Below are 25,455 nucleotides of genomic sequence, written 5' to 3' on the forward strand. Positions count from 1 at the left end.
CACACTCAGTTCGAATCAGAAGTGTATATCCTGAGCAAAGATGAAGGCGGCCGTCATACTCCGTTCTTCAAAGGCTACCGTCCTCAGTTCTACTTCCGTACAACTGACGTAACGGGCACCATCGAACTGCCAGAAGGCGTAGAGATGGTCATGCCGGGCGACAACATCAAAATGGTTGTTACCCTGATCCACCCAATCGCGATGGATGACGGTTTGCGTTTCGCAATCCGTGAAGGCGGCCGTACAGTAGGCGCGGGCGTTGTTGCTAAAGTTATCGCTTAATCGCTGATAAACTCAATGCATGAAAAAGGCACTTCGGTGCCTTTTTTTACGTCTTAATGATTAAATGTAAATTGAAATAAAAATAATTCTTATTTAGAATAACTCAGTTGGTTAAAAAATCGCTAGGAGCGGTTTCAAATACCGTTTGCAGTGTCCCGAAAGGTAGTGTGAAAGACACTCGCGATAACAATGAGTCATTCTGGTATGTATGTTTGTTTGTGTAACGCAATTTCTGACAAAGTCATTCGTAATGCTGTTCGTCAGCACCAGCCTCAATCTATGCAACAATTACGCAAGCTAGTTCCTATTGGGACAGATTGTGGTAAGTGTATTCGTCAGGCGCGTGTCATTTTTGAGGAAGAGCAGGCTAAAATTCCTGATATGTATGAAGTAGCATAAAATGTAGGGTCGTTTTTTTGACTCTCTGCTTACCGGTTCTACACTTTAAGAACTGGAGCGGAGGAGCATGTCATGAAAGGCGATAAAAAAGTCATCACACACCTGAATAAGTTATTGGGCAACGAGCTGGTAGCCATTAACCAATATTTTCTTCATGCCCGAATGTTTAAAAACTGGGGCTTAACCCGTCTAAACGATCACGAATATCATGAGTCTATTGACGAAATGAAGCATGCTGATCGCTACATCGAACGAATCCTGTTTCTTGAAGGCATCCCGAATCTACAGGATTTGGGTAAGTTAAACATTGGCGAGGATGTCGAAGAGATTTTACGTTCTGACCTTCAACTTGAATTGGATGGCGCAAAGAATTTGCGTGAGGCAATTGCCTATGCTGATTCGGTGCATGACTACGTCAGTAGGGATTTAATGATAGAAATTCTTGCCGATGAAGAAGGGCACATCGACTGGCTGGAAACAGAATTAGATTTGATTTCACGTCTTGGCATACAAAACTATCTTCAAGCTCAGCTAAAAGCTGAGTAACATAGCAGGTACGATGCTATGTATTGTTATCCCCAATCCGGCTGGAGTCGCACATATTGTCCGGCCGGATTTAAAATCATTTCATCCCGCTTGTTGCTTCCCCCGCCAATTTGCGTATAATGCGCGAGCTTACCGAAACTAGGTAAGCCTGATTCAATCCGAATCAGACGGTCAATATTAATTTATTGCCCAAAACAATACTCCCGATATGGGGGTTATGTGCTGACGATTACACTCCCCCATCAATCGAAATGGGTGTGAGGAGTAATCATTTACGTTTATAAATAATTGGAGCTCTGGTCTCATGCAGAACCAAAGAATCCGTATCCGCCTGAAAGCGTTTGATCATCGTCTGATTGATCAATCAACTGCGGAAATCGTCGAGACTGCTAAGCGCACTGGTGCGCAAGTACGTGGTCCGATCCCGCTGCCGACCCGCAAAGAGCGCTTTACCGTTCTGATTTCTCCGCACGTCAATAAAGATGCGCGCGATCAGTACGAAATTCGCACTCACAAGCGTCTGGTTGACATCGTTGAGCCAACCGAGAAAACCGTTGATGCTCTGATGCGTCTGGATCTGGCTGCTGGTGTAGACGTGCAGATCAGCCTGGGTTAATCAGGTCATTGAGCGATTGAGAGGTTGAAACAATGATTGGTTTAGTCGGTAAAAAAGTGGGCATGACCCGTATCTTCACTGAAGATGGCGTATCTATCCCCGTAACCGTTATCGAAATTGAAGCAAACCGCGTAACTCAGGTTAAAGACCTGGCTAACGACGGTTACCGCGCTGTGCAAGTAACTACTGGTGCTAAAAAAGCAAACCGTGTTACTAAGCCAGAAGCAGGTCACTTTGCTAAAGCTGGCGTAGAAGCTGGCCGTACTCTGCGTGAATTCCGTCTTTCTGAAGGCGAAGAGTTCACTGTAGGTCAAAGCATCAGTGTCGAAATTTTCGCAGACGTTAAAAAAGTAGACGTTACTGGTACATCTAAAGGTAAAGGTTTTGCTGGCACAGTTAAGCGCTGGAATTTCCGTACTCAGGATGCTACTCACGGTAACTCCTTGTCCCACCGCGTTCCGGGTTCTATCGGTCAGAACCAGACTCCGGGCAAAGTGTTTAAAGGCAAGAAAATGGCAGGCCAGCTGGGTAACGAGCGTGTAACCGTTCAGAGCCTGGACGTAGTGCGTGTTGACGCTGAGCGCAACCTGCTGCTGGTTAAAGGTGCTGTTCCGGGAGCTACCGGTAGCGACCTGATCGTTAAACCAGCTGTGAAGGCGTGAGGAGATAGCAATGGAATTAGTATTGAAAGACGCGCAAAGCGCGCTGACTGTTTCCGAAACTACCTTCGGTCGTGATTTCAACGAAGCGCTGGTACATCAGGTTGTTGTTGCTTATGCAGCAGGTGCCCGTCAAGGTACTCGCGCCCAGAAGACCCGTGCTGAAGTAACTGGTTCCGGTAAAAAACCTTGGCGTCAGAAAGGTACTGGCCGTGCGCGTTCTGGTTCTGTTAAGAGCCCGATCTGGCGTTCCGGTGGTGTGACCTTCGCTGCTAAGCCACAGGACCACAGTCAGAAAGTTAACAAAAAGATGTACCGCGGCGCGCTGAAAAGCATTCTGTCCGAACTGGTACGTCAAGATCGTCTGATCGTTGTCGAGACGTTCTCTGTAGAAGCACCGAAAACTAAGTTGCTGGCACAGAAACTGAAAGATATGGCACTGGAAGACGTGTTGATCATCACCGGTGAACTGGATGAGAATCTGTTCCTGGCCGCTCGTAACCTGTACAAGGTTGACGTGCGTGATGCAGCAGGTATCGACCCAGTTAGCTTGATCGCCTTCGACAAAGTCGTTATGACTGCTGATGCAGTTAAGCAAGTTGAGGAGATGCTGGCATGATCCGTGAAGAACGTCTGCTGAAAGTACTGCGCGCGCCGCACGTATCTGAAAAAGCATCTACCGCGATGGAAAAAACTAACACCATCGTTCTCAAAGTTGCTAAAGACGCGACTAAAGCAGAGATCGTTGCTGCTGTCGAGAAACTGTTCGAAGTAGAAGTTAAAGACGTAAACACCCTGGTAGTTAAGGGTAAAGTTAAGCGTCACGGACAGCGTATTGGTCGTCGTAGCGACTGGAAAAAAGCTTACGTCACCCTGAAAGAAGGCCAGAATCTGGACTTCATCGGCGGCGCTGAGTAAGTCGGAGGAGAAAGACAATGGCAGTTGTTAAATGTAAACCGACATCTCCGGGTCGTCGCCACGTTGTTAAAGTGGTTAACCCTGAGCTGCACAAGGGCAAGCCTTACGCCCCATTGCTGGAAAAGAACAGCAAATCCGGTGGCCGTAACAACAATGGCCGCATCACTACCCGTCACATCGGTGGTGGTCACAAACAGCAGTATCGTCTGGTTGACTTTAAACGCAATAAAGATGGTATTCCTGCGGTTGTTGAGCGTCTCGAGTATGATCCGAACCGTTCCGCGAATATCGCGCTGGTTCTGTACAAAGACGGCGAGCGTCGTTACATCCTAGCGCCGAAAGGCCTGAAAGCCGGCGACCAGATCCAATCTGGCGTTGATGCTGCGATTAAAGCGGGTAACACCCTGCCAATGCGTAACATTCCAGTCGGTTCAACGGTTCACAACGTAGAAATGAAACCAGGTAAAGGCGGCCAATTGGCTCGTTCTGCTGGTACTTACGTTCAGATCGTTGCTCGTGACGGTTCTTACGTTACCCTGCGTCTGCGTTCTGGCGAAATGCGTAAAGTCGAATCCGACTGCCGCGCTACGCTGGGCGAAGTTGGCAACGCTGAGCATATGCTGCGCGTTCTGGGTAAAGCTGGTGCTGCACGCTGGCGTGGTGTTCGTCCTACCGTTCGCGGTACGGCAATGAACCCAGTCGATCACCCACACGGTGGTGGTGAAGGTCGTAACTTTGGTAAGCACCCGGTTAGTCCGTGGGGCCTCCAGACCAAAGGTAAGAAGACCCGCAGCAACAAGCGTACTGATAAATTTATCGTACGTCGCCGTACTAAATAATCTTAGAGGATAAACCATGCCACGTTCTCTCAAGAAAGGTCCTTTTATTGACCTGCACTTGCTGAAGAAGGTAGAGAAAGCGGTGGAAAGCGGAGACAAGAAGCCTTTGCGCACTTGGTCCCGTCGTTCAACGATCTTTCCAAATATGATCGGTTTGACCATCGCTGTCCATAATGGTCGTCAGCACGTTCCGGTGTTTGTTTCCGATGAAATGGTCGGTCACAAACTGGGTGAATTCGCGCCGACTCGTACTTATCGCGGCCATGCGGCCGACAAAAAGGCCAAGAAGCGCTAAGGTAGGAGGAAGAGATGGAAACTATCGCTAAACATTGCCACGCTCGTTCTTCTGCTCAAAAGGTTCGCCTGGTGGCAGACCTGATTCGCGGTAAGAAAGTGTCGCAAGCTCTGGAAGTTCTGACCTACACCAACAAGAAAGCTGCTGGTCTGGTTAAAAAAGTGCTGGAGTCTGCTATTGCTAACGCAGAACACAACGATGGCGCTGACATTGATGATCTGAAAGTCGCGAAAATCTTCGTTGACGAAGGCCCAAGCATGAAGCGCATTATGCCGCGTGCTAAAGGCCGTGCGGATCGCATCCTGAAGCGTACCAGCCACATTACTGTGGTTGTGTCCGATCGCTGAGACTCTGGAGACTAGCAATGGGTCAGAAAGTACATCCTAATGGTATTCGCCTGGGTATTGTCAAACCTTGGAACTCTACCTGGTATGCGAATACCAAAGAATTCGCTGACAACCTGGACAGCGATTTTAAAGTTCGTAAATACCTGACGAAGGAACTGGAGAAAGCTTCCGTTTCTCGTATCGTTATCGAACGTCCGGCAAAAAGCATCCGTGTGACTATTCACACTGCTCGCCCGGGTATCGTGATCGGTAAAAAAGGTGAAGATGTTGAGAAACTGCGCAAAGTCGTAGCGGATATCGCTGGCGTACCTGCACAGATCAATATCGCAGAAGTTCGTAAACCTGAACTGGACGCAAAACTGGTTGCTGACAGCATCACTTCTCAGCTGGAGCGTCGTGTGATGTTCCGTCGTGCTATGAAGCGTGCGGTACAGAACGCCATGCGTCTGGGCGCTAAAGGTATTAAAGTTGAAGTAAGTGGCCGTCTTGGCGGCGCTGAAATCGCGCGTACCGAATGGTACCGTGAAGGTCGTGTTCCATTGCATACACTGCGTGCGGATATCGACTACAACACCTCCGAAGCGCACACCACTTATGGTGTTATCGGTGTGAAAGTGTGGATCTTCAAAGGTGAGATCCTGGGTGGTATGGCTGCCGTTGAACAACCGGAAAAACCGGCTGCTCAACCTAAAAAGCAGCAGCGTAAAGGCCGCAAGTAAGGAGAGTCGCTGATGTTACAACCAAAGCGTACAAAATTCCGTAAGGTGCACAAGGGCCGCAACCGTGGTCTGGCGCAGGGTACGGATGTTAGCTTCGGCACTTTCGGTCTGAAAGCTGTTGGCCGCGGTCGCCTGACTGCTCGTCAAATCGAAGCTGCACGTCGTGCCATGACTCGTGCTGTTAAGCGTCAAGGTAAGATCTGGATCCGTGTATTCCCGGACAAACCGATCACCGAGAAACCGCTTGAAGTTCGTATGGGTAAAGGTAAAGGTAACGTGGAATATTGGGTTGCCTTGATTCAGCCAGGTAAAGTCCTGTACGAAATGGACGGTGTGCCGGAAGAGTTAGCCCGTGAGGCATTCCAACTGGCAGCAGCGAAACTGCCTATCAAAACCACCTTTGTAACTAAGACGGTGATGTAATGAAAGCAAATGAGCTGCGTGAAAAAAGCGTCGAAGAGCTGAACACTGAACTGCTCGGCCTGCTGCGCGAGCAATTTAACCTGCGTATGCAGGCTGCCAGTGGTCAGTTGCAACAGACTCACCTGGTAAAACAAGTGCGTCACAATATTGCACGTGTTAAGACTTTACTGACTGAGAAGGCGGGTGCGTAATGACCGATAAAATCCGTACTCTGCAAGGTCGTGTTGTAAGCGACAAAATGGAGAAATCCATGGTTGTTGCTATCGAACGTTTTGTGAAACACCCGCTTTACGGTAAATTCATTAAGCGTACGACTAAGCTGCACGTACATGACGAGAACAATGAATGCGGTATCGGTGACGTGGTTGAAATCCGCGAATGCCGTCCGCTGTCCAAAAATAAGTCTTGGACACTTGTTCGCGTTGTAGAGAAAGCGATTCTGTAATAAAGTAGCGCTCTTCTCTTATGATAAACGGCTCTGCAAAGGGCCGTTTATTTTTTCTACCCATACCAAGGAAGCGGTGTTATAATGCTGCGCCCTCAATTATGGGGTATTTAATGGCCCGAAAGGGTCCTAGAGTAGTAGTTGACAAGCGGAGCACTAAAATGATCCAAGAACAGACTATGCTGAACGTGGCCGATAATTCCGGTGCACGTCGCGTAATGTGTATCAAGGTTCTAGGTGGCTCGCACCGTCGCTACGCAGGCGTCGGCGATATCATCAAAATTACCATCAAGGAAGCAATTCCTCGCGGTAAGGTGAAGAAAGGCGATGTTCTGAAGGCGGTAGTGGTGCGCACCAAGAAGGGTGTTCGTCGCCCGGACGGTTCTGTCATTCGCTTCGATGGTAATGCTTGCGTTATTTTAAACAATAACAGCGAACAGCCTATCGGTACGCGTATTTTTGGGCCGGTAACTCGTGAACTGCGTAATGAGAAGTTCATGAAAATTATCTCTCTGGCACCAGAAGTACTTTAAGGAGCGAATCATGGCAGCGAAAATCCGTCGTGATGACGAAGTTATTGTGCTAACCGGTAAAGATAAAGGTAAGCGCGGTAAAGTAAAAAATGTCCTGTCTGCTAGTAAGGTCATTGTTGAAGGTATTAACCTGGTTAAAAAACATCAGAAGCCGGTTCCGGCCCTGAATCAACCAGGTGGCATCGTTGAAAAAGAAGCTGCAATTCAAGTTTCTAACCTTGCAATCTTCAATGCGGCAACTGGTAAGGCTGACCGTGTAGGCTTTAGATTCGAAGACGGAAAAAAAGTCCGTTTCTTTAAATCTAATAGCGAAACTATCAAGTAATTTGGAGTAGTACGATGGCGAAACTGCATGATTACTACAAAGACGAAGTAGTTAAAAAACTCATGACTGAGTTTAGCTACAATTCTGTCATGCAAGTCCCTCGGGTCGAGAAGATCACCCTGAATATGGGTGTTGGTGAAGCGATCGCTGACAAGAAACTGCTGGATAACGCAGCAGCCGATCTGGCAGCAATCTCCGGTCAAAAACCGTTGATCACCAAAGCACGCAAATCTGTTGCAGGCTTCAAAATCCGTCAGGGCTATCCGATCGGCTGTAAAGTAACTCTGCGTGGCGAACGCATGTGGGAGTTCCTTGAGCGTCTGATTTCCATTGCTGTACCACGTATTCGTGACTTCCGTGGCTTGTCCGCCAAGTCATTCGATGGTCGTGGTAACTACAGCATGGGTGTGCGTGAGCAGATCATCTTCCCGGAAATCGACTACGATAAAGTCGATCGCGTTCGTGGTTTGGACATTACCATCACCACTACTGCGAAATCCGATGATGAAGGCCGTGCGCTGTTGGCCGCCTTTAACTTCCCATTCCGCAAGTAAGGTAGGGTTACTAATGGCTAAGCAATCCATGAAAGCACGCGAAGTTGTTCGTGTGAAACTGGCTGAAAAATACCGCGCTAAACGCGAGGAATTAAAAGCTATCATCTCTGGTGTGAACTCATCCGACGAAGATCGTTGGGATGCAGTTCTTAAGCTGCAGACTCTGCCGCGTGATTCCAGCCCGTCTCGTCAGCGTAACCGCTGCCGCCAAACTGGTCGTCCGCACGCTTTCCTGCGGAAGTTCGGGTTGAGCCGTATCAAGGTCCGTGAAGCCGCTATGCGCGGTGAAATTCCGGGTCTGAAAAAGGCTAGCTGGTAATTGTCACCAATTGAATCACGGGAGTAAAGACAGATGAGCATGCAAGATCCGATCGCGGATATGCTGACCCGTATCCGTAACGGTCAAGCCGCGAACAAAGTTGCGGTCACCATGCCTTCCTCCAAGCTGAAAGTGGCAATTGCCAACGTGCTGAAGGAAGAAGGTTACATTGAAGATTTCAAAATCGAAGGCGACACCAAGCCAGTTCTGGAATTAGAACTTAAATATTTCCAGGGCAAGGCAGTGGTAGAAAGCATTCAGCGAGTAAGCCGTCCAGGTCTGCGCATCTATAAAAGAAAAGATGAGCTGCCAAAAGTTATGGCCGGTTTGGGTATCGCTGTTGTTTCTACCTCTAAAGGTGTTATGACTGATCGTGCAGCTCGCCAAGCTGGTCTTGGTGGCGAGATTATCTGCTACGTAGCTTAATCGGGAGGAAAAATGTCTCGTGTTGCAAAAGCACCCGTCGTCATTCCTGCCGGCGTAGAGGTAAAACTCAACGGTCAGGATGTTTCGATTAAGGGTAAAAACGGCGAGCTGAGTCGTAAGATCCATGATGCTGTTGAAGTGAAACAAGCTGACAACGCTCTGACTTTCGCTCCGCGCGAAGGTTTCGTTGACGGATGGGCCCAAGCGGGTACCACTCGCGCTCTGTTGAACGCAATGGTTATCGGTGTTACCGAAGGCTTCACTAAGAAGCTGCAACTGGTTGGTGTTGGTTACCGTGCTGCTGTTAAAGGCAATGTGGTTAACCTGTCTCTTGGGTTTTCTCACCCAGTAGAGCATGCACTGCCGGCAGGTATTACTGCAGAATGCCCAAGCCAAACTGAAATCGTACTGAAAGGTGCTGATAAGCAGGTTATTGGTCAGGTTGCTGCGGAATTACGCGCCTACCGTCGTCCTGAGCCTTATAAAGGCAAGGGTGTCCGTTACGCCGACGAAGTCGTGCGTACCAAAGAGGCTAAGAAGAAGTAAGGTAACACTATGGATAAGAAAGCAGCTCGTATCCGTCGTGCGACCCGCGCACGCCGCAAGCTCCAGGAACTGGGTGCGACGCGTCTGGTGGTACATCGTACACCACGCCATATTTATGCGCAGGTCATTGCACCGAACGGTTCTGAAGTCCTGGTAGCCGCTTCTACTGTAGAAAAAGCTATCGCTGAACAACTGAAGTCTACCGGTAATAAAGACGCAGCTATCGCAATAGGTAAAGCTATTGCAGAACGCGCGTTAGAAAAAGGCATCAAAGATGTCTCTTTCGACCGTTCCGGTTTCCAATATCATGGTCGAGTCCAAGCACTGGCAGATGCTGCCCGTGAAGCTGGCCTTCAGTTCTAAGGTAGAGGTGTAAGATGGCTCACATCGAGAAACAAGCTGGCGAACTGCAGGAAAAGCTGATCGCGGTAAATCGCGTATCTAAAACCGTTAAAGGTGGTCGTATTTTCAGCTTCACCGCACTGACTGTAGTGGGTGATGGCAACGGCCGCGTTGGTTTTGGTTACGGTAAAGCTCGCGAAGTTCCAGCAGCGATCCAGAAAGCGATGGAAAAAGCCCGTCGCAATATGATGAATGTCGCGCTGAACAACGGCACCCTGCAGCACCCAGTTAAAGGTGCTCACACGGGTTCTCGTGTGTTCATGCAGCCAGCTTCCGAAGGTACCGGTATTATTGCCGGTGGTGCAATGCGCGCCGTTTTGGAAGTTGCAGGGGTTCACAACGTATTGGCTAAAGCCTATGGTTCCACTAACCCGATTAACGTGGTTCGTGCAACGATTGATGGTTTGGCCAATATGAAGTCCCCGGAAATGGTCGCTGCCAAGCGTGGTAAATCCGTTGAAGAAATTCTGGGGTAATGACCGTGGCAAAGACTATTAAAATTACTCAAACCCGTAGTGCAATCGGTCGTCTGCCGAAACATAAGGCGACACTGCTTGGCCTGGGTCTGCGTCGTATTGGGCATACAGTTGAACGTGAGGATACTCCTGCGGTTCGCGGTATGGTCAACGCGGTTTCCTACATGGTTAAAGTAGAGGAGTAACAGATGCGTTTAAATACTCTGTCTCCGGCCGAAGGTGCTAAACACGCACCGAAGCGTTTAGGTCGTGGTATCGGTTCTGGCCTGGGCAAAACCAGTGGTCGTGGTCACAAAGGTCAGAACTCTCGTTCTGGCGGTGGCGTACGTCGTGGTTTTGAAGGTGGTCAGATGCCTTTATATCGTCGTCTGCCGAAATTCGGTTTTACTTCTCGCAAAGCGATGATCACGGCAGAAGTTCGTCTGTCTGATTTAGCTAAAGTAGAAGGCGACGTGGTTGACCTGAATACGCTGAAAGCCGCTAATGTTATTGGCATTCAGATTGAGTTCGCGAAAGTGATTCTGTCTGGTGAAGTTGCTCGTCCGGTAACGATTCGTGGTCTGCGTGTCACTAAAGGTGCTCGTGCTGCTATCGAAACTGCTGGCGGTAAAATTGAGGAATAAGTAGCAGATGGCTAAGCAACCAGGATTAGATTTTCAAAGTGCTAAAGGCGGAGTTGGTGAACTGAAGCGCAGACTTTTGTTTGTTATCGGTGCGCTAATTGTTTTCCGTATTGGCTCTTTTATCCCAATTCCTGGTATTGATGCCACTGTGCTTGCCAAATTGCTTGAACAGCAGCGAGGCACCATCATTGAAATGTTTAACATGTTCTCTGGTGGTGCTCTCAGCCGTGCTTCTATCTTTGCACTGGGTATTATGCCGTATATTTCGGCGTCCATTATTATCCAGTTGCTGACGGTGGTTCATCCAGCGTTGGCTGAAATAAAGAAAGAAGGGGAGGCTGGCCGTCGTAAGATAAGCCAGTACACTCGCTACGGTACCTTGGTATTGGCTATATTCCAGTCGATCGGTATTGCTACCGGTTTGCCGAATATGCCTGGAATGCAAGACTTGGTGATAAACCCAGGCTTTGCTTTCTACTTTACCGCTGTTGTGAGCCTAGTTACTGGGACAATGTTCCTGATGTGGCTGGGAGAACAGATTACGGAACGTGGTATCGGTAACGGTATCTCGATCATAATCTTCGCTGGTATTGTTGCGGGGCTACCGCCGGCCATTGGCCATACCATCGAGCAAGCTCGGCAAGGCGACCTGCACTTCCTCCTGTTGCTGTTGGTTGCAGTTTTAGTGTTTGCAGTAACCTTCTTCGTTGTTTTCGTTGAGCGTGGTCAACGTCGTATCGTTGTTAACTATGCAAAACGTCAACAGGGGCGTCGTGTTTATGCAGCACAGAGTACGCATTTACCGCTGAAGGTGAACATGGCTGGGGTTATCCCTGCAATCTTCGCCTCCAGCATTATTCTGTTCCCAGCCACGATTGCATCTTGGTTTGGGGGCGGTACCGGTTGGAACTGGCTGACAACTATTTCGCTGTATTTGCAGCCCGGACAACCGCTTTATGTGTTACTCTATGCGTCTGCAATCATCTTCTTCTGTTTCTTCTACACTGCGTTGGTTTTCAACCCGCGCGAAACAGCAGATAACCTGAAGAAGTCCGGTGCATTCGTGCCAGGAATTCGTCCGGGAGAGCAAACGGCGAAATATATCGATAAAGTGATGACTCGCCTTACTCTGATTGGTGCGATGTATATTACTTTTATCTGCCTGATCCCGGAGTTTATGCGTGACGCAATGAAAGTGCCTTTCTATTTTGGGGGTACATCTTTATTGATCGTTGTTGTCGTCATCATGGACTTTATGGCTCAAGTGCAAACTCTAATGATGTCGAGTCAATATGAGTCTGCATTGAAGAAAGCAAACCTGAAAGGCTATAACCGTTAATTAGGTGAGCTTGAGAAGTTACGGAGAGTAAAAATGAAAGTTCGTGCTTCCGTCAAGAAATTATGTCGTAACTGTAAGATTGTTAAGCGTAACGGTGTCGTTCGTGTGATCTGCAGTGCCGAACCGAAGCATAAACAGCGTCAAGGCTGATTATCTCGCATATTTTTCTTGCAAAGTTGGATTGAGCTGGCTAGATTAGCCAGCCAATCTTTTGTATGTAGCTGCAACATTATTTGAGTATCCTGAAAACGGGCTTTTCAGAATGGTGTTGCCGTATAAAATTGTAGGAGTGCATAGTGGCCCGTATAGCAGGCATTAACATTCCTGATCATAAACATACCGTTATTGCATTAACGTCGATTTTCGGTATCGGTAAAACTCGGTCGCAGGCTATTTGTGCTGCAACAGGAATTGCCGAAAATGTTAAGATCAGTGAGCTGTCTGAAGAGCAAATCGATAAGCTGCGTGACGAAGTTGCCAAGTTTGTTGTAGAAGGTGATCTGCGTCGTGAAGTTACCCTGAGCATCAAGCGTCTTATGGACCTTGGTACTTATCGTGGTTTGCGTCATCGTCGTGGTCTGCCGGTTCGCGGTCAGCGTACCAAGACTAACGCCCGTACCCGTAAGGGTCCGCGCAAACCGATCAAGAAATAATCGGGGTGATTGAATAATGGCAAAGGCACCTATTCGTGCACGTAAGCGTGTCAGAAAGCAAGTCTCTGACGGTGTGGCTCATATCCATGCTTCTTTCAACAACACCATCGTAACCATTACTGATCGTCAGGGTAATGCGCTAGGTTGGGCAACTGCCGGTGGTTCCGGCTTCCGTGGTTCTCGCAAATCCACTCCGTTCGCAGCTCAAGTTGCAGCAGAACGCTGTGCTGAAGCAGTGAAAGAGTACGGTATTAAGAACCTGGAAGTTATGGTTAAAGGACCTGGTCCGGGCCGTGAGTCTACTATCCGCGCGTTGAACGCGGCTGGTTTCCGCATCACTAATATTACTGATGTGACTCCGATCCCTCATAACGGTTGTCGTCCGCCGAAAAAGCGCCGCGTATAACGCCGCTTTTAGGATTGTTGGAGAAAGAAAATGGCAAGATATTTGGGTCCTAAGCTCAAGCTGAGCCGTCGTGAAGGCACCGACCTGTTTCTGAAGTCTGGTGTTCGTGCGATCGATTCCAAGTGTAAAATTGAACAAGCTCCTGGCCAGCACGGTGCGCGTAAACCGCGTCTGTCTGACTATGGTGTACAGTTGCGTGAAAAGCAAAAAGTTCGCCGTATCTACGGTGTTCTGGAGCGTCAGTTCCGTAACTATTATAAAGAAGCTGCACGTCTGAAAGGCAACACAGGTGCAAACCTGCTGCAACTGCTGGAAGGTCGTCTGGATAACGTTGTTTATCGTATGGGTTTTGGTGCCACTCGTGCTGAAGCACGTCAGATGGTAAGCCACAAAGCTATCATGGTAAACGGTCGCGTTGTTAGCATCGCTTCTTATCAGGTATCCCCGAATGACGTAGTCAGCATCCGTGAGAAAGCGAAAAAGCAATCTCGCGTGAAAGCCGCTCTGGAGCTGGCTGAACAGCGTGAAAAGCCAACTTGGCTGGAAGTTGATGCTGCCAAGATGGAAGGTGTGTTCAAACGTATTCCTGAACGTACCGATCTGTCTGCGGACATTAATGAACACCTGATCGTCGAGCTTTACTCCAAGTAAAGCTTAGTACCAAAGAGAGGACACAATGCAGGGTTCTGTGACAGAGTTTCTAAAACCGCGCCTGGTTGATATCGAGCAAGTGAGTTCGACGCACGCCAAGGTGACCCTTGAGCCATTAGAGCGGGGCTTCGGCCATACTCTTGGCAACGCACTGCGCCGTATTCTGCTTTCATCCATGCCAGGTTGCGCGGTGACCGAGGTTGAGATTGATGGTGTACTGCATGAGTACAGCACCAAAGAAGGCGTACAGGAAGATATCCTGGAAATCCTGCTCAACCTGAAAGGGCTGGCGGTGAGAGTTCAAGGCAAAGATGAAGTTATTCTTACCCTGAATAAATCTGGCATTGGCCCTGTGACTGCAGCCGACATCATCCATGATGGTGATGTCGAAATCGTCAAGCCGCAGCACTTAATTTGCCACCTGACCGATGAAAACGCATCTATTAGTATGCGTATCAAAGTTCAACGTGGTCGTGGTTATGTGCCGGCATCTGCCCGTATTCATACGGAAGAAGATGAGCGCCCGATTGGTCGTCTGTTAGTTGATGCTTGCTACAGCCCTGTAGAGCGTATTGCCTACAATGTTGAAGCAGCTCGTGTAGAACAGCGTACTGACCTGGACAAGCTAGTCATCGAAATGGAAACCAATGGCACGATCGATCCTGAAGAGGCGATCCGCCGTGCGGCTACCATTCTGGCTGAACAACTTGAAGCTTTTGTTGACTTACGTGATGTTCGTCAGCCAGAAGTTAAAGAAGAGAAACCAGAATTCGATCCGATTCTGCTGCGCCCTGTTGACGATCTGGAATTGACTGTCCGCTCTGCTAACTGCCTTAAGGCAGAAGCTATCCACTACATCGGTGATCTGGTACAGCGTACCGAGGTTGAGCTGCTCAAAACGCCTAATCTTGGTAAAAAATCTCTTACTGAGATTAAAGACGTACTGGCTTCCCGTGGTTTGTCTCTGGGCATGCGCCTGGAAAACTGGCCACCGGCAAGCATTGCTGATGAGTAACCAGATCACAGGTTAAGGTTTTACTGAGAAGGATAAGGTCATGCGCCATCGTAAGAGTGGTCGTCAACTGAACCGTAACAGCAGCCATCGTCAGGCTATGTTCCGTAACATGGCTAGTTCTTTGGTTCGTCATGAAATCATCAAGACGACCCTGCCGAAAGCGAAAGAGCTGCGTCGCGTTGTTGAACCGCTGATTACTCTTGCCAAGACCGACAGCGTTGCTAATCGTCGTCTGGCATTCGCCCGTACTCGTGATAACGAGATCGTGGCAAAACTGTTTAATGAACTGGGCCCGCGTTTCGCGAGCCGTGCCGGTGGTTACACTCGTATTCTTAAGTGTGGCTTCCGTGCTGGTGACAATGCGCCGATGGCATACATCGAGCTCGTTGATCGCTCAGTTTCGCAGACAGAAGAAGTTGCTACTGCAGAGTAATCTGTAAGAGCGTAAAAAAACCGGGGAAACCCGGTTTTTTTATATCTGAAATAAGTCATGCTTTGCATAAATATACACGGTGAGCAACTACCTGTGTCTGAGTGAGCTGAAAAATACATCCCACCTGTTCTCATCTACCCATTTCGACTATATACTCTGCACGTTTTATTTATGTACATACCAACCCGAGTTCCTTAGGAGTAATGATGACCACATACCGACATAAGCGTGGGAAAATCCAGGACAACGCCATTGAGGCATTGCTACATGACCCACTGTTTCGCCAACGAATTGAAGTGAATGAAAAAGGGAAAGGAAGTTATCGTAGAAAAGAGAAGCACATGAAGAAAGGTAATTGGGAGGCCAGTGGTAAGCAATCAAATGATTATTTACCTCTGGCCTTTCTACTTTCTGCTTAATGATGCTGAGTCTAAGCAGAAACTAAATTCTTACTGTCTAGTCTGTTGTTCTTTTAGTAAGTCGCGAATTTCAGCTAAGAGCTTTTCTTCTGCGCTAGGTTTTGGCGGTGCTGCAGGCGTATCTTCCTGTTTACGACGCATTTTATTCATAAGCTTGATAGCTATAAAAATTGCGAAAGCGACGATGATAAAGTCGAAAATATTCTGGATGAAAGCGCCATAGTTCATGACAACAGCGGGAATTTCGCCTTGGGCGTCGCGAAGAATAAGGCTGAATTGTTTGAAATCGACACCACCAATCAAAAGTCCAAGTGGCGGCATAATAATATCTGATACCAGAGAAGAAACGATCTTGCCGAAAGCGGCACCAATAATGACACCCACCGCCAAATCGACAACGTTGCCACGCATGGCAAACTCTCTGAATTCTTTGATGATGCTCATATCCGTTCTCCTTGCCAAAAAATTATAAATTAATTCTAACCAATAGCCGTATCTTTGCCAGATTATCGATTAGCAATAAATCAGCTCCCACATTACAAAAAGAAGGGGCTTGGTTGAAATAGACGTTCAACATCAGGCACAAATTTCTTGTCAGCCAAGAACATGATGACATGATCACCTTGTTCAATTTTGCTATTTGCGTTGGCAATGATGACGTCGTCACCGCGAACAATTGCGCCTATAGTGGTTCCTGGTGGAAGTTTAATATCTTCGATCATTCTGCCGACAACTTTCGATGTGCCCTCGTCACCGTGAGCGATGGCCTCGATTGCTTCAGCTACGCCACGACGTAAAGAAGATACGCTAACGATATCTGCCTTACGGACGTGGCTGAGTAGCGCAGAAATTGTTGCCTGCTGTGGGGATATTGCGACATCAATAACGCTGCCCTGAACCAGATCGACATAAGCCCGACGCTGGATAAGCACCATTACTTTTTTCGCACCCATGCGTTTAGCCAGCATAGCTGACATAATGTTCGCTTCGTCATCGTTGGTAATGGCGATGAATACGTCGATCTGCTCGATATGTTCTTCGGCGAGGAGTTCTTGATCTGAAGCATCGCCATGGAATACGACTGTATTTTGCAGAAGCTCAGCCAGTTCCACAGCCCGGTCTGCATTTCGTTCTATCAACTTGATGCTGTAGTCTTTTTCTAACCGCTGCGCTAATCCTGCACCGACATTCCCACCACCAACGATCATGATCCTTTTATACGGTTTTTCAAGGCGCTGCAACTCGCTCATCACTGCACGAATATGCTGCGAAGCGGCGACAAAAAACACCTCATCTCCAGCTTCGATGATGGTGGAACCTTGAGGGCGAATCGGACGATCGTGACGGAAAATAGCGGCAACGCGGGTATCTACATGAGGGATGTGTTCACGGAGAGAGGTGAGAGCATTACCGACCAGTGGACCACCATAGTAGGCGTTAACTGCGGCAAGACTCACTTTGCCTTCAGCGAAATTGACGACTTGAAGTGCTCCGGGATATTCGATCAGTTTGTAAATGTTATCGATCACCAACTGTTCCGGGGAGATCAGGTGATCGATGGGAACCGCTTCTGGTAAAAACAGCTGTTCTGATTCACGAATGTATTCAGCGGCACGAATACGTGCAATCCGGTTTGGTGTTTTGAAAAGAGAATAAGCAATCTGGCAGGCTACCATATTCGTTTCATCTGAATTGGTAACGGCGACCAGCATATCGGCATCTTCTGCTCCCGCTTCACGTAGCACTCGTGGGTGAGAGGCATAGCCCGTAACGACGCGCAGATCAAACTTATCTTGAAGCTGACGTAACCGGTTTGCATCGGTATCAACGACAGTGATGTCATTGTTTTCACCCGCTAGATTTTCCGCCAGTGTTCCGCCGACCTGACCCGCGCCAAGAATGATAATTTTCATAATAAGCCATGCCGTTTATTGATTGCTGTCTGTTGCAGACAATACTGGGTTCAATATCAGTTTTTTACCAGCTTCGCATAAAAGAAACCATCGCCACCATCGGTATGAGGAAGCATCTGTATTCCCGGTATTTCTCTTGTACCTGTATCAACAAGCGTTGCATCAGTATGGCGAGTCAGGAAATCAGCAACTTGTTGGGCATTTTCTTCCGGCAGAATAGAGCAGGTAGCGTAGACCATCGTGCCGCCTGTTTTGAGATGTGGCCAAATGGCATCAAGAATTTCTTTTTGCAGTGCTACTAGCTCCTCGATGTCTCTGTCTCGTCGCAACCACTTAATATCAGGGTGACGACGAATGACGCCAGTGGCTGAGCAAGGTGCATCCAACAGAATGCGATCAAACACACGTCCTTCACACCATGAATCAGGGTAACGTCCATCGCCTTGTTTTACTTCGGCATGCATTTGTAGCCGCAGTAAATTTTCTTTTACCCGGCCTAAACGTGTTTCATCAACATCGACAGCGAGCACATGAGATTTTGGTGCCGTTTCTAAAATGTGTGTTGTTTTTCCACCGGGTGCAGCACAGAGATCGAGGATCTGTTCACCATCTTGTGGATCGAGCCAATAGACGCAGCCTTGAGCCGATGCATCCTGTACCGTTGCCCACCCTTGTGAAAATCCTGGCAATTGATCGACTGCACAGGGAGCCGCAAGTCGTATCGCATCGCTGTATTCGGCATGAGGAAATGCTTCGATTCCCTCTTGCTCTAACAAGTTTAAATATGCTTCACGTGTGTGGTGTAATCGATTCACACGTAGCCACATTGGAGGGCGTTGATTATTCGCCTCAACGATGTTTTGCCAGTGATTTGGATAGGCACGCTCAATGCGCGCCAGTAGCCAGCTTGGATGCAGGTAGTGAGATGAGTGAGTTGCCTCACGTTGAATCAGTTCTTCCTGCTGACGCTGAAATTGGCGTAATACGCCATTAATCAGCCCTTTGAGCTGTGGCCGCTTTAATGCGACGGCACCTTCTACTGTTTCTGCCAGGGCCGCATGTGGCGGGATCCGAGTGTAATGTAGCTGGTAGATGCCGACCATGATGAGGTAGTGCAGCGTGCGTTGTTTACCCGTCAGAGGCTTAGCCATCAGTTGTTGAATGCACCATTCCAACTGCGGCAAAACGCGTAATACGCCGAAGCAAAGCTCTTGCAAAAGTGCGCGATCTTTATCGGAGACTTCACGCTGATGAACAGGTAATAAGGCACTGAGTGATTGTCCCTGATCCAGAACCTGTCCCACCACTTTTGCGGCAATACTGCGTAGATTGTATGAGCTTTTCATGTGTTAGCGATGACGTATACGTAAAAGAGAGAGGATATACCGGCTTGGCGCCGGTATGAAAAATAGATTAGTCCAGTGTATTACCGGGAACGAACCACTCACGGCGTGAGTTAAGTAGATCCTGCGCGCCCATGACTTTTTTGCCTGCGGGCTGCAATTCCTGAATATTCAAGATGCCATCTATTGTTGCTACCTGAATGCCCTGCTTGTCTGCTTGTATGATGGTGCCAGGCTGTGAGCCATGTGCTTTGGCGATGACCTCAGCTTTCCAGACTTTCACTGGCTGTTCATCTACGATGAAATAGCTGACTGGCCAAGGATTAAAAGCACGAATACAGCGCTCAAGCTGCTCGGCAGATAACTGCCAGTTGAGACGAGCTTCTTCTTTGCTGAGCTTTTCTGCATAGGTGGCAAGGGCATCATTTTGTGCTTCAGCAACAGCGCTGCCATCAGCAAGCTGTTCCAGCGTTTCCAATAAGCCACGTGGGCCCAGCTCAGCAAGTTTATCGTACAACGTTGCACTGGTATCCTGTGGCAGGATTGGGCACGAAATTTTGTGCAGCATTGCACCCGTATCGAGTCCAACGTCCATCTGCATGATCGTCACGCCGGTTTCACTATCTCCAGCCCACAATGCACGCTGAATAGGTGCCGCACCACGCCAGAGAGGTAACAGAGATCCGTGGACATTAATGCAGCCAAGGCGAGGCATGGATAACACGGGCTGTGGCAGAATTAAACCGTAGGCGACAACGACCATAATATCGGCATTTAACGCTTGAACCATCGCCTGATTTTCTTCCGGCCGCAGAGACTTAGGCTGGAAAACGGGGATGCTGTGTTGCTCTGCCAGTACTTTTACCGGACTAGGGGTGAGCTTGTTGCCTCTGCCTGCCGGACGGTCAGGCTGGGTGAAAACGCCAACGACCTCATGACCCGATGATAAAAGCGCGTCTAGATGACGCGCTGCAAAGTCAGGGGTTCCGGCAAAGATTATGCGTAAAGAATCAGACACGGTGCTTCCTGTCAGGATGAAAAATTATCGGGCTCGGCTATTCTGCTTAGCCAGTTTTTCCAGTTTTTGACGAATGCGCTGGCGTTTAAGCGGGGAAAGGTAATCGATAAACAGTTTCCCAACCAGATGGTCCATTTCGTGCTGAATACAAATGGCGAGTAGCTCGCTTGCTTCCAGTTCGAACGCCTTACCTTCACGATCCAATGCGCGCACTTTTACACGTTCTGCACGAGGGACCAGCGCACGCGTTTCAGGGATCGACAAGCAACCTTCTTCGATGCCTGTATCGCCGCTCTTTTCAATCAACTCGGGATTGATCAGCACCAGTCGTTGGTCTCGTTCTTCAGAGACGTCAATAACAATAATACGCTGATGAATATCCACCTGTGTTGCTGCCAGGCCAATACCTTCTTCTTCGTACATGGTATCGAACATATCATCTACGATACGTTGAATATCTGCATTGACTTCTTTTACGGGTTGCGCAGTGATGCGGAGCCGCTCGTCTGGAAAATGTAATACCTGCAAAACTGCCATATATGTTTAGATCTGTATCTGAATAGTGAGAGAGTCTTAATGCTCATTCTAGACATTTCCTGCCCCGATTGACAGCATCAGCACTGAATTGCACCACTTATCTGAACATAGCGGAATAAGGGACGACGATGCTATTAACGGAAATCTGGCTACGTATGACGGGTGTACGGCACCTAGGGGGCAGGCGTGCTCAGGCGATTGTCAGAAAGCTTATTGATTTAAATACGTTCGATAACGAGACCTTGGGGGCGTTAGGCCTGTCCGATGCTCAAATTGCCCAATTCTGTTCCTATGATCGTAAGATCCTAGAGGAAACTCTCACCTGGTTGTCTCATCCCAATAATCATATCGTGACGTGCGAAGATGTCCTTTATCCCTTTCTGTTGAGCAATATTCGTGATTTTCCGCTGTTGCTTTTTGTATCTGGTTCTCCTGAATTGCTGGCATCGCCACAAATATCGATTATTGGTAGCCGTGGGAGCAGTGCTTACGGCGAGCGCTGGGGATGCTTTTTCGCCCAAGAGCTTGCTGCGAATGAACTCACGGTGACAAGCGGGTTAGCGATTGGCATTGATGGTATTGCTCATCGTGCTGCGTTGGATGCGGGAGGGCGAACCGTTGCGGTGCTGGGAAGCGGGCTGGAGAATGTTTATCCCAAGCGGCACGCTAAGCTTGCCGAACGTATTTGTGGCGCTGGTGGCGCGCTGGTTTCCGAATTTCCTCTCGCGATGCCGCCTTTCCCAACCAACTTTCCCAGAAGAAATCGTATTATCAGCGGGTTAGGGTTGGGTGTTCTGGTCATTGAAGCGTCTATCCGCAGTGGATCGTTGGTCACTGCGCGTTATGCTTTGGAGCAAGGACGGGAAGTTTTTGCTCTGCCGGGGCCGATTGGTAATCCGATGACTGAGGGAACACACTGGTTGATCCAGCAAGGAGCCAGCTTGGTTACACATCCGAAAGATATTCTTGAGCAGTTGGTGAGTGAGTTACAGTGGCTGCCGATGGAAAGCGGGCAAACTATTTCTAACGAAGAAGAGGATAGCGAATTGCCATTTGCCGACGTGTTGGCTAACGTAGGAGATGAGGTTACACCTGTTGACGTTGTCGCTGAACGTGCCGGCCAACCTGTGCCAGAGATAGTCACTAAGCTATTAGAGCTGGAGTTAGCAGGATGGATCGCAGCAGTACCCGGCGGCTATGTCCGATTAAGGAGGGCAGGCCATGTTCGACGTACTCATGTACTTGTTTGAGAGCTACATCCACAATGAAACTGAAATGCGTGTCGATCAGGATACGTTAACTGATGACCTCACCCGCGCTGGATTCCATCGTAACGATATCTATAGCGCGTTGAGTTGGCTGGAAAAATTGGCCGATATTCAGGAAGGGCAGACTGCGCCGCTTCATTTGGCGAACGATCCTCTGGCTATGCGGATCTATACGCAGGATGAGGCGCTGCGTCTTGATGCGGAATGTCGTGGCTTTTTATTGTTCCTTGAGCAAATTCAGGTTCTGAACCTTGAAACGCGGGAAATGATTATCGAACGCGTCATGGCGTTGGAAACGCAGGAGTTTGATCTGGAAGATCTGAAGTGGGTCATTCTCATGGTGCTTTTCAATGTACCTGGTTGTGAGAATGCTTATCAGCAAATGGAAGAATTACTCTTTGAGGTCAATGACGGTTATGTGCAATAGCCAGAGGAATAACAGTTCGAATGGCTAAGCCTGCGCTGTTTGCTGAAAAAAAACAGGAAATGTGTCCAGACTGTGGGTCAGTGCTGGTTATCCGTTCTGGTCGGCACGGCCCATTTCTTGGCTGTTCTGCGTATCCAGAATGTGAGTTCATTCGCCCGCTGAAAGCACAAGCTGATGGACATATCGTCAAAGTGTTAGATGGGCAGCAATGTCCGCTTTGTCAGTCGACCTTGGTTTTACGGCAAGGCCGTTATGGGATGTTCATCGGCTGTGGCAATTACCCTGAATGCCATCATACCGAGACTATCGATCGCCCTGATGATACGGCGATTCGATGCCCACAGTGTAATGAAGGAACGCTGTTGCAGCGCAAATCTCGCTACGGCAAGGTATTTCATTCTTGCGATCGCTATCCCGATTGCCAGTTTACGTTAAACCATAAGCCGATAGCGGGTGAATGCCCTTCTTGCCATTACGCTTTATTGTTTGAGAAAAAAACGGCACAAGGCATCAAGCTATTTTGTGCCAGTAAATTATGTGGAAAACCGATAGCGGCAGAAGTTGATAAGAATGAGTGATGTGTCTGATGAACTAATGATTCCCGTTTTGCGGGAGTTACGTAACGAGCAGGTTATTGCGTACCCGACTGAAGCGGTATTTGGGTTGGGGTGCGATCCTGATAGTGAAGTGGCGGTTAATCGCCTGCTGGCGTTAAAGCAACGCCCTTGGCAAAAAGGCTTGATCCTGATTGCGGCAGATTTTAGCCAATTGGCTCCTTATATTGATGACAGTGCGTTATCCGCTGAGCAGAAGGCTGTGATGTTTTCCACATGGCCAGGTCCGGTTACTTGGGTATTGCCAGCAAAACGCACGACTCCGCAGTGGTTAACGGGGCAATTTTCTTCACTTGCGGTGCGCGTCAGCGACCACCCATTAGTCAAGGAACTGTGCCAGCGTTATGGTAAACCGTTGGTGTCGACCAGCGCCAATTTAAGTGGCCAACCGCCTTGCCGCACGGTTCAGGAAGTTTCTCTACAGTTTGGTGATGATTTTCCTGTGCTAGTTGGGGATGTCGGCGGAAGAATGAACCCATCAGAAATCAGGGATGTATTAACAGGCGAGCTTATTCGTCAGGGATAACGACAAGTTGGAGAGGAACGTGTCTGAAGTAACGTCTTTTGCGGTTTTTGGCAATCCGATTGCGCATAGTAAATCACCTCGTATACATGAGCTATTTGCTGCACAGACGGGAATAACGTTGACGTACCAGCGCGTGTTAGCGCCTCTGGATAATTTTGAGCAGATGCTGCGCCAGTATTTTCGTGATGGTGCTGGTGGGGTGAATGTGACAGCGCCCTTTAAAGAACGGGCCTTTGCCGAAGCGGATGAGCGTAGCGAGTGTGCCGCGCTTGCGGGGGCGGTCAATACATTGAAGAGATTGAGTGATGGTCGCCTGTTTGGTGATAATACCGATGGCATCGGTTTGCTCAGCGATCTGCAACGATTGGCGCTGGTGAAGCCGTTGGATCGTGTTTTGCTGGTTGGTGCGGGCGGCGCGGCGCGGGGTGTTATCCAACCTCTGCTTGCTTATGGCTGTACAGTCGTGCTGACGAATAGGACCTTTTCCAAGGCCGATGCCTTAGCTAAGATCTTCCGTGACATTGGTGATATTCGCGCTGTTGCTTTCGATGATTTACAGGGTCAGTCGTTCGATCTGATCATCAACGCCACATCTTCAGGTATGTACGACAGCGTTCCTAACTTACCGCCAGAACTCATTTCGCCGGAAACGTGCTGTTATGACATGTTTTACCTGCCGCAACTGACACCATTTTTGTCATGGTGCGTACAGCATGGTGCTCTCCATTATGCCGATGGTTTGGGAATGTTGGTGTGGCAAGCGGCACATGCGTTTAAACTTTGGCATGGTGTTATGCCGGACGTGGAACCCGTGATTGCTTTACTAAAGCAGGATCTTGCTAAATGAATCAGGCGATCCAGTTCCCCGATCGTGAAAGCTGGGATGATAAGGTAAGGGCGATCCGCTTTCCTGTTTTAGTGAATGGCTTTCAGCAGGAATGCTTAGTGAGCGCTGAGCTGCTCCAGCAACGTTATGGTGGTGATAGCCCTGAACGGTGGCTGGCACTGTTCAGGGAATATCGATGGGATCTTGAAGATGAACTGGAACAAATGATCGCTGCTGAAGAATGGGATGATGAAGGCTGTTACTCATTGTCCTGAGCAAGGTATTCATCTTTCCAGCGAACGTAGTTGTTTGCCGAGTAAATCAATCCCTCTATTTCTTCTTGTGTCAGTGGCCGAATTTTTTTGACTGGGCTGCCGAGGTATAGATGTCCCTTCTCTAGCCGTTTTCCTGGCGGGACTAAGCTACCCGCACCAATCATGACATCATCTTCAACAATGGCTCCATCCAGGAGTATTGAACCCATTCCGACCAGAACCCGATTTCCTATCTGGCAACCGTGCAGCATCGCTTTATGGCCTACCGTGACGTCTTCACCAATAATAAGCGGATTGCCTTCTGGTTTTTTCTCTGAGCAGTGGGTGATGTGAAGTACAGATCCGTCCTGAACATTACTCCTTGCACCAATAGTAATGTAGTTAACGTCACCGCGTATGGCTACAAGAGGCCATATGCCGACATCATCGCCTAGTGTTACCTTACCAATCACCACGCTGGAATGATCGACCATGACTCTTTCGCCTAAAACGGGAGAAATGCCGTTATAACGGCGCAATGTTTTTGCACTCATCGACAACCTCGTAGTTATTTGCCACATACTGATGATTCGTTATTAGACAAAATATCGACAGATATGGGATGTCGGCAACTGAAAAGTGGTGTGGATCGAGTAAGATCTCATCGAAAGGGTCGAAAAACACGCGAACAGAAAAAAAGATCAAGAAAGTTGTTGTGTAACGAAAACGGATCCCTATAATGCGCCTCCATCGACACGGCGCTGTGAACACACAACCGGGTCGATAAAGAAAGAGAAAACGCTTTAAAATAAGCGTTGACTCTGAAGGTGAAAAGCGTAATATACGCCACCTCGCGAAGTGGTTAAGGCCACAACGCACTGCTCTTTAACAATATAATCAGACAATCTGTGTGGGCACTCACAAGACCGTATCTTAAACGATATAAAAAGTCTTGAAGAGTGAACAACAGTGAAATTCATTACGAATAAACAGTTTTAATTCTTTGAGCATCGCTTCTCGAGTAGAAGCAAATCAAACAAATCTTAAATTGAAGAGTTTGATCATGGCTCAGATTGAACGCTGGCGGCAGGCCTAACACATGCAAGTCGAGCGGTAGCACA

43 protein-coding genes, 1 rRNA gene and 1 pseudogene are annotated in these 25,455 nt (G+C 48.5%); 39 read left to right on the plus strand and 6 right to left on the minus strand.

From position 1 onward, the window contains the following. The 32 genes and pseudogenes from tuf to QWJ20_RS21660 form a co-directional block, all read left to right on the plus strand. Positions 1–282: pseudogene (gene tuf / locus QWJ20_RS21505) on the plus strand (elongation factor Tu); the annotation flags it as partial. Positions 283–486: 204 nt separating this feature from the next. Next, the gene (gene bfd, locus QWJ20_RS21510) at positions 487–681 is read left to right on the plus strand and encodes a bacterioferritin-associated ferredoxin (protein ID WP_005970281.1); all 195 of its coding nucleotides are present in this window, start codon (positions 487–489) and stop codon (positions 679–681) included. A gap of 72 nt (positions 682–753) precedes the next feature. Next, positions 754–1,227 (plus strand): bacterioferritin, encoded by a 474-nt coding sequence (gene bfr / locus QWJ20_RS21515; RefSeq protein WP_010286186.1) that lies wholly within the window; start codon positions 754–756, stop codon positions 1,225–1,227. Between the two features lie 304 nt (positions 1,228–1,531). Beyond that, positions 1,532–1,843 carry a 30S ribosomal protein S10 gene (rpsJ, locus tag QWJ20_RS21520; protein ID WP_001181005.1) on the plus strand — a complete coding sequence of 104 codons (312 nt, stop codon included), beginning with the start codon at positions 1,532–1,534 and terminating at the stop codon, positions 1,841–1,843. 32 nt (positions 1,844–1,875) lie between these two features. After that, on the plus strand, positions 1,876–2,505 hold the full coding sequence (gene rplC, locus QWJ20_RS21525; RefSeq protein WP_010304941.1) for a 50S ribosomal protein L3: 630 nt from the start codon (positions 1,876–1,878) through the stop codon (positions 2,503–2,505). A 10-nt stretch (positions 2,506–2,515) separates the two neighbouring features. Beyond that, positions 2,516–3,121 carry a 50S ribosomal protein L4 gene (gene rplD, locus QWJ20_RS21530; RefSeq protein ID WP_010304939.1) on the plus strand — a complete coding sequence of 202 codons (606 nt, stop codon included), beginning with the start codon at positions 2,516–2,518 and terminating at the stop codon, positions 3,119–3,121. Further along, the gene (gene rplW / locus QWJ20_RS21535; protein ID WP_005970277.1) at positions 3,118–3,420 is read left to right on the plus strand and encodes a 50S ribosomal protein L23; all 303 of its coding nucleotides are present in this window, start codon (positions 3,118–3,120) and stop codon (positions 3,418–3,420) included. The genes rplD and rplW overlap by 4 nt, the downstream gene beginning before the upstream one ends. A gap of 17 nt (positions 3,421–3,437) precedes the next feature. Next, the gene (gene rplB / locus QWJ20_RS21540; RefSeq protein WP_095700748.1) at positions 3,438–4,259 is read left to right on the plus strand and encodes a 50S ribosomal protein L2; all 822 of its coding nucleotides are present in this window, start codon (positions 3,438–3,440) and stop codon (positions 4,257–4,259) included. A 16-nt stretch (positions 4,260–4,275) separates the two neighbouring features. Beyond that, entirely contained in the window at positions 4,276–4,554 is a 279-nt protein-coding gene (gene rpsS, locus QWJ20_RS21545) for a 30S ribosomal protein S19 (RefSeq protein WP_004929772.1), read from the plus strand. A 14-nt stretch (positions 4,555–4,568) separates the two neighbouring features. Then, positions 4,569–4,901: a 50S ribosomal protein L22 gene (rplV, locus tag QWJ20_RS21550; RefSeq protein WP_005970275.1), complete on the plus strand. Its 333-nt coding sequence runs from the start codon at positions 4,569–4,571 to the stop codon at positions 4,899–4,901. Between the two features lie 17 nt (positions 4,902–4,918). After that, the gene (gene rpsC / locus QWJ20_RS21555) at positions 4,919–5,620 is read left to right on the plus strand and encodes a 30S ribosomal protein S3 (protein ID WP_005970274.1); all 702 of its coding nucleotides are present in this window, start codon (positions 4,919–4,921) and stop codon (positions 5,618–5,620) included. A gap of 12 nt (positions 5,621–5,632) precedes the next feature. Further along, positions 5,633–6,043, plus strand: a complete 411-nt coding sequence (gene rplP / locus QWJ20_RS21560) for a 50S ribosomal protein L16 (protein WP_005970273.1) — start codon at positions 5,633–5,635, stop codon at positions 6,041–6,043. Continuing rightward, positions 6,043–6,234: a 50S ribosomal protein L29 gene (gene rpmC, locus QWJ20_RS21565; RefSeq protein WP_005970272.1), complete on the plus strand. Its 192-nt coding sequence runs from the start codon at positions 6,043–6,045 to the stop codon at positions 6,232–6,234. The genes rplP and rpmC overlap by 1 nt, the downstream gene beginning before the upstream one ends. After that, the gene (gene rpsQ / locus QWJ20_RS21570) at positions 6,234–6,488 is read left to right on the plus strand and encodes a 30S ribosomal protein S17 (RefSeq protein WP_010286161.1); all 255 of its coding nucleotides are present in this window, start codon (positions 6,234–6,236) and stop codon (positions 6,486–6,488) included. The genes rpmC and rpsQ overlap by 1 nt, the downstream gene beginning before the upstream one ends. 161 nt (positions 6,489–6,649) lie before the next feature. Continuing rightward, positions 6,650–7,021, plus strand: coding sequence for a 50S ribosomal protein L14 (gene rplN / locus QWJ20_RS21575; protein ID WP_000613954.1), 372 nt, complete (start codon positions 6,650–6,652; stop codon positions 7,019–7,021). A gap of 10 nt (positions 7,022–7,031) precedes the next feature. Then, on the plus strand, positions 7,032–7,346 hold the full coding sequence (gene rplX, locus QWJ20_RS21580; protein WP_005970267.1) for a 50S ribosomal protein L24: 315 nt from the start codon (positions 7,032–7,034) through the stop codon (positions 7,344–7,346). Positions 7,347–7,360: 14 nt separating this feature from the next. Further along, positions 7,361–7,900 carry a 50S ribosomal protein L5 gene (gene rplE / locus QWJ20_RS21585; protein ID WP_039487909.1) on the plus strand — a complete coding sequence of 180 codons (540 nt, stop codon included), beginning with the start codon at positions 7,361–7,363 and terminating at the stop codon, positions 7,898–7,900. A 13-nt stretch (positions 7,901–7,913) separates the two neighbouring features. Beyond that, entirely contained in the window at positions 7,914–8,219 is a 306-nt protein-coding gene (rpsN, locus tag QWJ20_RS21590; RefSeq protein WP_010286114.1) for a 30S ribosomal protein S14, read from the plus strand. A 33-nt stretch (positions 8,220–8,252) separates the two neighbouring features. Further along, entirely contained in the window at positions 8,253–8,645 is a 393-nt protein-coding gene (gene rpsH, locus QWJ20_RS21595) for a 30S ribosomal protein S8 (protein WP_005970261.1), read from the plus strand. A gap of 12 nt (positions 8,646–8,657) precedes the next feature. Beyond that, positions 8,658–9,191, plus strand: coding sequence for a 50S ribosomal protein L6 (gene rplF, locus QWJ20_RS21600; RefSeq protein ID WP_005970259.1), 534 nt, complete (start codon positions 8,658–8,660; stop codon positions 9,189–9,191). A 9-nt stretch (positions 9,192–9,200) separates the two neighbouring features. Continuing rightward, positions 9,201–9,554, plus strand: coding sequence for a 50S ribosomal protein L18 (rplR, locus tag QWJ20_RS21605; protein ID WP_039487912.1), 354 nt, complete (start codon positions 9,201–9,203; stop codon positions 9,552–9,554). Positions 9,555–9,568: 14 nt separating this feature from the next. Next, positions 9,569–10,069: a 30S ribosomal protein S5 gene (gene rpsE / locus QWJ20_RS21610; protein ID WP_005970257.1), complete on the plus strand. Its 501-nt coding sequence runs from the start codon at positions 9,569–9,571 to the stop codon at positions 10,067–10,069. 5 nt (positions 10,070–10,074) lie between these two features. Next, positions 10,075–10,254, plus strand: a complete 180-nt coding sequence (gene rpmD / locus QWJ20_RS21615; protein WP_004846568.1) for a 50S ribosomal protein L30 — start codon at positions 10,075–10,077, stop codon at positions 10,252–10,254. A gap of 3 nt (positions 10,255–10,257) precedes the next feature. Further along, positions 10,258–10,692 (plus strand): 50S ribosomal protein L15, encoded by a 435-nt coding sequence (gene rplO / locus QWJ20_RS21620; RefSeq protein WP_010286086.1) that lies wholly within the window; start codon positions 10,258–10,260, stop codon positions 10,690–10,692. 7 nt (positions 10,693–10,699) lie between these two features. Next, complete coding sequence (secY, locus tag QWJ20_RS21625) at positions 10,700–12,031, plus strand: preprotein translocase subunit SecY (RefSeq protein ID WP_010286083.1); 1,332 nt, start codon at positions 10,700–10,702, stop codon at positions 12,029–12,031. Positions 12,032–12,064: 33 nt separating this feature from the next. Next, on the plus strand, positions 12,065–12,181 hold the full coding sequence (rpmJ, locus tag QWJ20_RS21630; RefSeq protein ID WP_002227352.1) for a 50S ribosomal protein L36: 117 nt from the start codon (positions 12,065–12,067) through the stop codon (positions 12,179–12,181). A gap of 146 nt (positions 12,182–12,327) precedes the next feature. Then, positions 12,328–12,684, plus strand: coding sequence for a 30S ribosomal protein S13 (gene rpsM / locus QWJ20_RS21635; protein WP_005970252.1), 357 nt, complete (start codon positions 12,328–12,330; stop codon positions 12,682–12,684). 16 nt (positions 12,685–12,700) lie between these two features. Beyond that, a complete protein-coding gene (rpsK, locus tag QWJ20_RS21640) occupies positions 12,701–13,090 on the plus strand; it encodes a 30S ribosomal protein S11 (RefSeq protein WP_002919257.1) in 390 nt (129 codons plus the stop codon). A gap of 30 nt (positions 13,091–13,120) precedes the next feature. Beyond that, entirely contained in the window at positions 13,121–13,741 is a 621-nt protein-coding gene (gene rpsD, locus QWJ20_RS21645) for a 30S ribosomal protein S4 (RefSeq protein ID WP_010286047.1), read from the plus strand. A gap of 25 nt (positions 13,742–13,766) precedes the next feature. Then, a complete protein-coding gene (locus QWJ20_RS21650; RefSeq protein ID WP_005970247.1) occupies positions 13,767–14,756 on the plus strand; it encodes a DNA-directed RNA polymerase subunit alpha in 990 nt (329 codons plus the stop codon). Between the two features lie 40 nt (positions 14,757–14,796). After that, on the plus strand, positions 14,797–15,189 hold the full coding sequence (rplQ, locus tag QWJ20_RS21655) for a 50S ribosomal protein L17 (protein ID WP_005970246.1): 393 nt from the start codon (positions 14,797–14,799) through the stop codon (positions 15,187–15,189). Positions 15,190–15,395: 206 nt separating this feature from the next. After that, complete coding sequence (locus QWJ20_RS21660) at positions 15,396–15,608, plus strand: alternative ribosome-rescue factor A (RefSeq protein WP_010286032.1); 213 nt, start codon at positions 15,396–15,398, stop codon at positions 15,606–15,608. Positions 15,609–15,638: 30 nt separating this feature from the next. Here the strand turns inward: QWJ20_RS21660 and mscL are convergent, their stop codons facing one another. The 5 genes from mscL to def all read right to left on the minus strand — a co-directional run bounded on the left by mscL (position 15,639) and on the right by def (position 20,419). Then, positions 15,639–16,052, minus strand: a complete 414-nt coding sequence (gene mscL / locus QWJ20_RS21665) for a large-conductance mechanosensitive channel protein MscL (protein ID WP_039476380.1) — start codon at positions 16,050–16,052, stop codon at positions 15,639–15,641. A gap of 92 nt (positions 16,053–16,144) precedes the next feature. Beyond that, positions 16,145–17,521, minus strand: a complete 1,377-nt coding sequence (gene trkA / locus QWJ20_RS21670; RefSeq protein ID WP_010304922.1) for a Trk system potassium transporter TrkA — start codon at positions 17,519–17,521, stop codon at positions 16,145–16,147. A 56-nt stretch (positions 17,522–17,577) separates the two neighbouring features. Continuing rightward, complete coding sequence (rsmB, locus tag QWJ20_RS21675; RefSeq protein WP_433993417.1) at positions 17,578–18,867, minus strand: 16S rRNA (cytosine(967)-C(5))-methyltransferase RsmB; 1,290 nt, start codon at positions 18,865–18,867, stop codon at positions 17,578–17,580. A 67-nt stretch (positions 18,868–18,934) separates the two neighbouring features. Continuing rightward, positions 18,935–19,882, minus strand: coding sequence for a methionyl-tRNA formyltransferase (fmt, locus tag QWJ20_RS21680; protein ID WP_433993418.1), 948 nt, complete (start codon positions 19,880–19,882; stop codon positions 18,935–18,937). A gap of 24 nt (positions 19,883–19,906) precedes the next feature. Further along, positions 19,907–20,419, minus strand: a complete 513-nt coding sequence (gene def / locus QWJ20_RS21685) for a peptide deformylase (protein WP_095992997.1) — start codon at positions 20,417–20,419, stop codon at positions 19,907–19,909. A gap of 128 nt (positions 20,420–20,547) precedes the next feature. Between def and dprA the strand changes: the two genes are divergently transcribed. Genes dprA through QWJ20_RS21715 form a run of 6 tightly spaced genes read left to right on the plus strand, consistent with a single transcriptional unit; the run spans position 20,548 to position 24,355 of the window. Next, entirely contained in the window at positions 20,548–21,669 is a 1,122-nt protein-coding gene (gene dprA / locus QWJ20_RS21690) for a DNA-protecting protein DprA (protein WP_433993419.1), read from the plus strand. Further along, the gene (locus QWJ20_RS21695; protein ID WP_039487928.1) at positions 21,641–22,114 is read left to right on the plus strand and encodes a DUF494 family protein; all 474 of its coding nucleotides are present in this window, start codon (positions 21,641–21,643) and stop codon (positions 22,112–22,114) included. The genes dprA and QWJ20_RS21695 overlap by 29 nt, the downstream gene beginning before the upstream one ends. 20 nt (positions 22,115–22,134) lie before the next feature. Next, positions 22,135–22,692, plus strand: a complete 558-nt coding sequence (locus QWJ20_RS21700) for a DNA topoisomerase family protein (protein ID WP_039498058.1) — start codon at positions 22,135–22,137, stop codon at positions 22,690–22,692. Then, a complete protein-coding gene (tsaC, locus tag QWJ20_RS21705; protein WP_433993420.1) occupies positions 22,685–23,254 on the plus strand; it encodes an L-threonylcarbamoyladenylate synthase type 1 TsaC in 570 nt (189 codons plus the stop codon). Before QWJ20_RS21700 ends, tsaC begins: the two co-directional genes overlap by 8 nt. 19 nt (positions 23,255–23,273) lie before the next feature. Next, entirely contained in the window at positions 23,274–24,101 is an 828-nt protein-coding gene (aroE, locus tag QWJ20_RS21710; protein WP_433993421.1) for a shikimate dehydrogenase, read from the plus strand. Continuing rightward, on the plus strand, positions 24,098–24,355 hold the full coding sequence (locus tag QWJ20_RS21715) for a DUF1488 domain-containing protein (protein WP_268580208.1): 258 nt from the start codon (positions 24,098–24,100) through the stop codon (positions 24,353–24,355). Before aroE ends, QWJ20_RS21715 begins: the two co-directional genes overlap by 4 nt. Here the strand turns inward: QWJ20_RS21715 and QWJ20_RS21720 are convergent. Further along, positions 24,340–24,888: a gamma carbonic anhydrase family protein gene (locus QWJ20_RS21720; RefSeq protein WP_433993422.1), complete on the minus strand. Its 549-nt coding sequence runs from the start codon at positions 24,886–24,888 to the stop codon at positions 24,340–24,342. The two genes, QWJ20_RS21715 and QWJ20_RS21720, sit on opposite strands and share 16 nt — an antisense overlap. Before the next feature lie 491 nt (positions 24,889–25,379). On the opposite strand from QWJ20_RS21720, the gene QWJ20_RS21725 reads away from it, so the two are divergent. Beyond that, positions 25,380–25,455 (plus strand): 16S ribosomal RNA (locus QWJ20_RS21725); the annotation flags it as partial.

Origin of the sequence: Pectobacterium sp. S5, from assembly GCF_051707265.1 — a bacterium.
In the GTDB taxonomy this organism is placed as follows: domain Bacteria; phylum Pseudomonadota; class Gammaproteobacteria; order Enterobacterales; family Enterobacteriaceae; genus Pectobacterium; species Pectobacterium polare.